Here is a 5,145-nt window from a genome sequence, read left to right on the forward strand (position 1 = left end):
CAGACCATGTTTTTTGGCGCAAACTAGATCGCAAACACCATTTTGACGATGCGTCTAAATCACCAATCGCATCACATATTATTTATCTGCCAGAACCATAGTTTTGATTCTTTGTGCTTTCTCAAAGTGGTCGAGCTTGTGCGTTGAAATCCACCATGTGGCCGCTTCCATTAAAAGCTCTGGGTCATCATTTCTGTTCTTGAAAAACGCATAAAAGGACAGCCCAACACCTTCACCTTTTTGTGCGATTTTTGTATCACAAACCTCGATAATCTTTGCTCTAAGGCTTTTGCGCATGATTAGCCGTCTAATGGCGCTGTACCCGTTGGGTTGCCATCGCGGTCCAGAGTAATCTTCTCAATACGCGCCTCGGCTTTGCGCAATAGGCTTTCGCAATGCGCTTTTAGCAAGCCACCACGTTCGTAGATCTCGATGGATTCTTGCAACGGGGCTTGCCCGCCTTCAAGCTTGCCCACAATCTGTTCAAGCTCTGTCAGTGCATCTTCAAAACTAAGCGCTTCAATTGCCGCTTTTTGGTCTTCGCTCACCCAAAATGCTCCTTTTGGTCAAAATCAATATGATCGATCGAAGGACCGCTAACGCCATGTGAAAGCATTGATAAATGCGCCGCAACACCTTGGCCCAGACCATCAAGATCATATCCACCTTCTAATAGGGATATGATTCGATTGTTGCAACGCTTGCCGGCAATGTCCATCAATTTGCCAGTGATCCACGCAAAATCGTCGGGTTGCCATTTTAGGCCAGCCAATGGGTCGCGATAGTCGGCATCAAACCCAGCTGAGATAAGAATAAGATCTGGCCGAAAATTATCGATCGCCGGCAAAATCACGTCGGTGTAGGCCAAGTGCATTTCATCACGTCCCGTACCTTCAGAAAGAGGGGCGTTGAATATATTGCCCGCGCCAGTTTCGCTGATGGCACCGGTGCCGGGAAAAAGCGGCATTTGATGGCTTGAGGCATACATCACGTTCTTGTCGGCATAAAAAATGTCTTGCGTGCCATTTCCGTGGTGCACGTCAAAATCTACAATGGCGATCCGCTCTAAACCCTTTTGCTGTGCAATGCGCGCAACAACTGCAATTGTGTTCACAAGGCAAAAGCCCATCGGAGCCTCGCGTTCAGCATGGTGCCCCGGCGGGCGAATGGCGCAAAAAGCGTTTTCGTGGTGACCGGCCAATACATCATCAAGCGCATCAAGGCCTGCGCCCATACCAGTCATAACAGCGCTCAAAGACTCTTGGGAAATATAGGTGTCGCCATCAACCTGCGACATGCCTTCGACTGGACGCAACAGCTTCAGTTGCTCGATATAGGCCTTTGGGTGCACTTCTAGAGCAAACTCAAGCCCTGCGCAGGCCGCCTCTTTGCGTTTAATGTCGGCAAAATGGGGCAGGGCAAAGACTTTGTTCAATCGACGCAATCGGTCTGCCCGTTCTGGGTGACCAGATGGCGTGGCATGTTCCAAACCTTGCGGTTGCGTAATCAAAAGGCTCGACATTTCTTTCCCTATCCATGCGCGTCATATCATTATGATCCTTGACGCGGCGCACTTCAATTGCCAAACAGCGCAAATGAATGAACGCCATCTATACCCAAATCCGGTTTCAGTAAATGAAGCTGTTGAACATTTACATAACGGTGATGTGGTCGGAATGCCTACAGAGACTGTCTATGGGCTTGCTGGATTGGCGAGCAACGATGATGCTGTTCTCAAAATCTTTCAAACCAAAGGCCGTCCACGCTTTAACCCGTTGATTGTTCATTGTGCCGACATGACAATGGCAAGGGAGATCGCAGAATTTGATCCGTTGGCGCTAAAAGTTGCAAATGCGTTCTGGCCTGGTCCACTAACGCTCGTTCTGCCAAAAAAAGCGAATGCAAGAATTTCTGATCTTGTAACCGCCGGTCTAGACACAGTGGCCATCCGTTTGCCCAAACATCCAATGGCGCGCCGCTTGCTGTCTACTTTGGGCCAACCTGTTGCTGCCCCATCAGCCAATCCTTCGGGCAAGCTGTCGCCAACCAAAGCTCAACATGTGATCGACGCATTTGGCGGAGCTGTTCCTGTGTTAGATGGAGGCGCGTGCGAAGCAGGCGTTGAATCCACCATTCTGGCCATTGAGAACAACAGGATAATTTTGCTTCGACCAGGCAACGTTACAGCTGAAATGGTCGAAAGCGAAATTGGCATTAAAGTCAATCTGCCAGACAGCGGAAAAATCGTGGCGCCCGGCATGCTCAAATCTCACTACGCACCAAATGCAAAAGTGCGCCTAAACGCCATATCGCCCAACAGTGGTGAAGCTTTTTTAGGCTTCGGTTCTGCCGCTTTTGACGGACCGAACTGCCGCAACCTCTCGCCAAAGGCCGACTTGGCAGAGGCCGCTAAGAACCTTTTTCAATATTTGCGTGAACTTGATGCAATGGGCGTCGCCTCAATTGCAGTTGCCCCAATCCCCATTGAGGGGATTGGCATCGCGATCAACGACAGACTGGCCCGGGCCGCGGCGGATCGAACGACTTAATCGCGTGGTTTATAAGGTTTTTGGTCGCGCCAAAACCGCATCAAGCTTTCCAAATCCGGGTCGGATTCTTCTGGTAGTTTGATCCGCAGATTGACGTAGAGATCACCTTCACCAAAAAGGCCTTTGCCTTTGAGGCGCATGGCTTTTGATGTGTCAACGCCAGCTGGAATATTCAGCTCAACCGCACCCGAAAGCGTTGGCACGCGTACCTTGCCACCCAAAACCGCTTCATAAAGCGTCAAAGGCACATCTACGCGTAAGTTTTCGCCGTCTTTGCGGAAATGCTTGTGTGGTTGAATGCGTACATTCACCAGAACATCGCCTTTTGACCCACCAAAGGGAGGCGCTTCGCCTTGCCCCTTGAGACGTACTTGTTGCCCGTTTTCAAGCGGCCATGGCAAATTGACAGAAAGGGTTTTACCGTTTGGCAAATGCACAGGCACAGGCTGGCGGGCGCTTATTTGTTCGAGCGTCACTTTGAGCCCGACCTTGACGTCCTGACCTTTTGTGGTGCGTCCGCCGCTAGCAAACCCACCGGCGCTTCCCATGCCCATCGGGCCTGCACCGCGTTGCCCGCCGCCAAAACCGCCCATGAATTCTTTCAAAATGTCTTCGGGGTTAACGCCCGCGCCACCTGCACCACCAGAGAATCCACCTGCACGGCGCTGTCCGCCGCGCTGCCCAGCACCGCCGCCAAAACCAGAAAAGTCAAAGCCCGCCATTTTGGGGTTGCCGTCAGCATCAATTTCGCCACGATCATATTGCCCGCGTTTTTGCTTGTCGGACAAAAAGTCATAAGCATTTGAGGCTTCAGAAAACTTGGCCTGCGCCTTTGGGTCGTCTTTGTTCTGATCGGGGTGATAGGTTTTAGCGAGTTTGCGATATGCAGACTTAATGTCCTTATCGCTCGCGGACCTTGGCACACCTAAAACGCTGTAAGGATCACGCATCTATATATTTCTCTCCAATCAACGCACAGCAACAGCTTTTCGCTCCCGTGCGGACATATTCATTGTTGCGCCATATATGGCGATCCAAGGCCGCAATGTCTAGTCTTGCAGCACAATGTTGACCTAAAGAGGCAGCGGCCGCTGCTCTTCAATGGCTTCCATTGCGAAATAGGAAGTGACCGAGTCCAGTTCAACTTTGGAAATCAGCCTTTGATACACGTCATCGTAGCTGTCCATATCGTTGGTTATCACCTTGAGAAAATAGTCATAATCTCCGCCGATGCGGTAAAAATCGACGACTTCTGGGATGGTTGACACATGTCGGCGAAACGTCTCAAGCCAATCCGCCGAATGATGACGTGTTTTCAGCATCACAAAAACCACAAGACCCAACCCCAGCAGTTTGCGATTGAGCATCATCGACTGATTGAGAATCAACCCGGCCTCTCGCAGCGCGTTGATGCGCCTCCAACAAGCGTTTTGCGACAAGTTCACAAGGGCTGCCAACTCGCGCTGAGACACGGATGCATCTCTTTGCAAGATTCGTAGTATCGCAATGTCATTTCGATCTAATTTCATGCCATTCATACGATCATATGACCACATATGTTGCGTTATGTGCAAGAAAATTGGTGAAAAATTACACATTTTGGGTGATATTATAGAGAGGTAATCACGAAAGAGAGTAATATGTGTCGCTGGATCGCATATTTGGGGAAACCCACTTATATCAATGACTTCTTATATGATGGGCCGCGATCGTTGTGCGCCCAAGCGCAGCAGTCACACAAAGCCAAACTTGGCGTCCATGGTGATGGCGGCGGACTTGGGTGGTACGGTGATCACAAATGTCCCGGCCTTTATCGCAATGCGGGGCCAGCTTGGGCCGACCCAAATCTGCGTGAATTGACCTCTCAGGTGAAAGCGAAGCTATTCTTTGCCCATGTTCGCGCCTCCACAGGTGCGCCAAACACATTTGTGAACTGTCACCCGTTTAGAACAAATCACTGGCTGTTTATGCATAACGGGCAAATTGGTGAGTTTAACAAAGTACAACGCTTGTTTCAGCAAACGCTTTGCGACAAGTCCTATGCTGCCTTGCAAGGTACAACTGACAGCGAGTTGATGTTCGCCATGTTGGTGAACAACGGCCTATTTGAAGATGTAAAAACAGCCATTCGCACGACAATGCGGTCAATTACCTCAGTTTGCGCAGAGCACGGGATAGTAGAAGCGTTTCGCGCCACATTTTCAGTGACCAATGGCGAGCAAATATGGGCGGTGCGGTGGTCTTCTGACGCCTATGCGCCTTCGCTTTATAAAAGGGATCTAGGTGGCGATATCTTGCTGGCTTCTGAACCACTAGATGGCGAAGTGCAGAATTGGCAAGAGATACCGCCAAACTCTTTGGTATGCCTGTCACGTGATGCCGACCAAAACACAACAATTGACTCTGAAATTCTGTTTGATGAGGAAAAGCAATATGTTCGAGCAGTTTAAAGCCAGTCTGAGAGCTGAGAATTTGGTCGAGCAACTGCGCGCTGGTTTAATTGGCGATGGGATTTCTATTCCCGGTCCGTTCGGACCCAAAAGCCTTGTTTATGCAGACTATGTTGCTTCTGCGCGTGCGCTCAGACAAATCGAAG

At 50.1% G+C, this 5,145-nt stretch carries 7 protein-coding genes; 2 read left to right on the plus strand and 5 right to left on the minus strand.

Annotated elements, in window-relative coordinates; translation table 11 throughout:
- Positions 1-78 precede the first annotated feature (78 nt).
- From Q0231_RS10105 to Q0231_RS10115, 3 genes are read right to left on the minus strand one after another with little or no spacing between them, the layout of a single operon-like run.
- Entirely contained in the window at positions 79-297 is a 219-nt protein-coding gene (locus Q0231_RS10105; protein WP_299347564.1) for a DUF6500 family protein, read from the minus strand.
- A gap of 2 nt (positions 298-299) precedes the next feature.
- Positions 300-548 carry an exodeoxyribonuclease VII small subunit gene (locus Q0231_RS10110; protein WP_269392460.1) on the minus strand — a complete coding sequence of 83 codons (249 nt, stop codon included), beginning with the start codon at positions 546-548 and terminating at the stop codon, positions 300-302.
- On the minus strand, positions 545-1,522 hold the full coding sequence (locus tag Q0231_RS10115; protein ID WP_299347566.1) for a histone deacetylase family protein: 978 nt from the start codon (positions 1,520-1,522) through the stop codon (positions 545-547). The genes Q0231_RS10110 and Q0231_RS10115 overlap by 4 nt, the downstream gene beginning before the upstream one ends.
- A gap of 73 nt (positions 1,523-1,595) precedes the next feature.
- Here Q0231_RS10115 and Q0231_RS10120 point away from each other — a divergent pair, with 73 nt between their 5' ends.
- Positions 1,596-2,549, plus strand: coding sequence for an L-threonylcarbamoyladenylate synthase (locus tag Q0231_RS10120; RefSeq protein WP_299347568.1), 954 nt, complete (start codon positions 1,596-1,598; stop codon positions 2,547-2,549).
- On the opposite strand, the gene Q0231_RS10125 is transcribed toward Q0231_RS10120, so the two are convergent.
- Both Q0231_RS10125 and Q0231_RS10130 read right to left on the minus strand, forming a co-directional pair.
- Positions 2,546-3,499, minus strand: a complete 954-nt coding sequence (locus tag Q0231_RS10125; RefSeq protein ID WP_269392457.1) for a DnaJ C-terminal domain-containing protein — start codon at positions 3,497-3,499, stop codon at positions 2,546-2,548. The two genes, Q0231_RS10120 and Q0231_RS10125, sit on opposite strands and share 4 nt — an antisense overlap.
- 123 nt (positions 3,500-3,622) lie before the next feature.
- Positions 3,623-4,087 (minus strand): Lrp/AsnC family transcriptional regulator, encoded by a 465-nt coding sequence (locus Q0231_RS10130; protein ID WP_269392456.1) that lies wholly within the window; start codon positions 4,085-4,087, stop codon positions 3,623-3,625.
- 102 nt (positions 4,088-4,189) lie between these two features.
- On the opposite strand from Q0231_RS10130, the gene Q0231_RS10135 reads away from it, so the two are divergent.
- Positions 4,190-4,999, plus strand: a complete 810-nt coding sequence (locus tag Q0231_RS10135) for a class II glutamine amidotransferase (protein WP_269392455.1) — start codon at positions 4,190-4,192, stop codon at positions 4,997-4,999.
- Positions 5,000-5,145: the final 146 nt, after the last annotated feature.

This window comes from uncultured Maritalea sp., from assembly GCF_937139385.1.
Lineage (GTDB): Bacteria > Pseudomonadota > Alphaproteobacteria > Rhizobiales > Devosiaceae > Maritalea > Maritalea porphyrae_A.

Bases quoted from the DNA above. Each gene is read 5' to 3' on its own strand.
- Q0231_RS10105 (WP_299347564.1), bottom strand. From the start codon at position 297: ATGCGCAAAAGCCTTAGAGCAAAGATTATCGAGGTTTGTGATACAAAA.
- Q0231_RS10115 (WP_299347566.1), bottom strand. From the start codon at position 1,522: ATGTCGAGCCTTTTGATTACGCAACCGCAAGGTTTGGAACATGCCACG.
- Q0231_RS10120 (WP_299347568.1), top strand. From the start codon at position 1,596: ATGAATGAACGCCATCTATACCCAAATCCGGTTTCAGTAAATGAAGCT.
- Q0231_RS10125 (WP_269392457.1), bottom strand. From the start codon at position 3,499: ATGCGTGATCCTTACAGCGTTTTAGGTGTGCCAAGGTCCGCGAGCGAT.
- Q0231_RS10130 (WP_269392456.1), bottom strand. From the start codon at position 4,087: ATGAATGGCATGAAATTAGATCGAAATGACATTGCGATACTACGAATC.
- Q0231_RS10135 (WP_269392455.1), top strand. From the start codon at position 4,190: ATGTGTCGCTGGATCGCATATTTGGGGAAACCCACTTATATCAATGAC.